2 protein-coding genes and 1 pseudogene are annotated in these 1,597 nt (G+C 70.1%); 2 read left to right on the top strand and 1 reads right to left on the bottom strand.

Annotated features, from left to right (window positions below; genetic code table 11):
• Positions 1-481 (bottom strand): hypothetical protein (locus tag BSZ14_RS18685; protein ID WP_139330555.1); only part of this gene is annotated, 481 nt, incomplete at its 3' end.
• Positions 482-608: 127 nt separating this feature from the next.
• Here BSZ14_RS18685 and BSZ14_RS18690 point away from each other — a divergent pair.
• Positions 609-1,277, top strand: a complete 669-nt coding sequence (locus BSZ14_RS18690; RefSeq protein WP_042491405.1) for a response regulator — start codon at positions 609-611, stop codon at positions 1,275-1,277.
• Between the two features lie 26 nt (positions 1,278-1,303).
• Positions 1,304-1,597, top strand: a pseudogene (locus tag BSZ14_RS18695) (ATP-binding protein); the annotation flags it as partial.

A 1,597-nucleotide genomic window follows, 5' to 3' on the forward strand; every position in this document is an offset into this window, starting at 1 on the left:
GCGGTCCGCCCGGACCGCCAGGGGGCGGCGGAGGCGGGGGCGGGCCGTCACCGCGCGGACCGCCGGGGCCACGCGGACCACCCGGCGGGGGCGGGCCGACCGGGGTGACCGTCCCTTGCGGATTCACCAGATACTGGGCGTGCATGATACCGTCGTCATAGCGGCCCTGCACCATCACGTTGCTGCCGACCGCAGGCATCGCATCGCGGTTGCTGGCGACCATCGCCCGGCCGGTGCCGTCCTGCACGACGAAATGGTCACCGAACACTTCGGCCACCCGCCCCTTGGCGGTGACGACGCCACTGGTCGAGGACAGCTTGGCGATGGGCGTCTGGACGGTCGGGGCCATGGTCACGGTCGGCCGGGTCATCGAGACGGCGGCGGCGCCACCGCCCGCGCCCAGTGCGATCAGGACGGCCGCGGCGGCGGCCAGCGGCGCCTTGCCCTGCAGACGGGGGGTCGGAATAGGGAAACGAGACATTGTCGATCTCCTTGGTTGATGGAGATGCTTTTAGGTGATTCGCCCCGATGCCCGCTGAACCGCGCGGTTCAGATTGGGTTTAGGCTATGCGAGGATAGCGGGGCGATAAGGGGACAAGGGACACGTCATGCGGATTCTGCTGGTCGAGGATGATCCCGCCCTGGGTCCCGCCATCGCGCGGGCGCTGCGCGCGGAACAATGCGCGGTCGACCTGTTCGATCGCGGCGTGGATGCGGGCCATGCGGGCGACACCGAAATCTATGACGCGGCCGTGCTCGACCTGGGCCTGCCCGATGGCGACGGCATGACCCTGTTGCGGCAATGGCGCGAGGCCGGGCGCGCCCTGCCCGTCCTGATCCTGACCGCGCGCGATGGCTGGTCGGACAAGGTGGCCGGGTTCAAGGCGGGCGCGGACGATTATCTGACCAAGCCCTTCCGCGTCGAGGAACTGGTCATGCGGCTGCGCGCGCTCGTTCGCCGCGCGGCGGGCCATGCCCAACCGCGCCTGACCTGCGGGCCTTTGTCGTTCGACAGCCAGACCGGGCAGTTCGAGCTGGATGGCCTGCCCCTCAAACTCACCGCCTTCGAGTGGCGCGTCCTGTCGGCGCTGATGCTGCGCAAGGAAGCGGTCATCCCCCGGCTGGAACTGCTCGAGCGCGTCTATGAAGGCGATGCCGATGTCGACTCCAACAGCCTGGAGGTCATCGTCGGCCGCCTGCGCAAGAAGATCGGCGCCAACCTGATCGAAACCGTACGGGGCATGGGCTATCGCCTGACCGCCGGAGAGGCCGCGTGAGACTGGCCCGGTCCATTCACGGCCGGATGATCCTGATTTCGGGGGCGGCGATACTGGCGGCGCTGCTTCTCGCGGGCTGGGGTCTGGCGAGTGCGCTGGAGGGGATCGTCACGCGCGGGCTGGACCAGCGTCTCGACTCCGAGATCGCGGTGCTGGCCTCGGCCGTCGACAGACAGGGTGCGGTGGACCGCGCCCGCATCGACCAGCGTCGCGGGCTGCTGGAGCCGGAACCCGGCTGGCGCTGGCGGATCGCGGGACCGGACGGGGTGATCGGATCGGGCGACTTCCCCCCGCTCGCCGCACCGCATCCGCCCGGGCCT

This window comes from Sphingomonas sp. Sph1(2015) (assembly GCF_001970915.1).
Lineage (GTDB): Bacteria > Pseudomonadota > Alphaproteobacteria > Sphingomonadales > Sphingomonadaceae > Sphingomonas > Sphingomonas parapaucimobilis.

Coding starts and splice junctions, on each gene's coding strand:
- BSZ14_RS18690 (WP_042491405.1), top strand. CDS start 609: ATGCGGATTCTGCTGGTCGAGGATGATCCCGCCCTGGGTCCCGCCATC.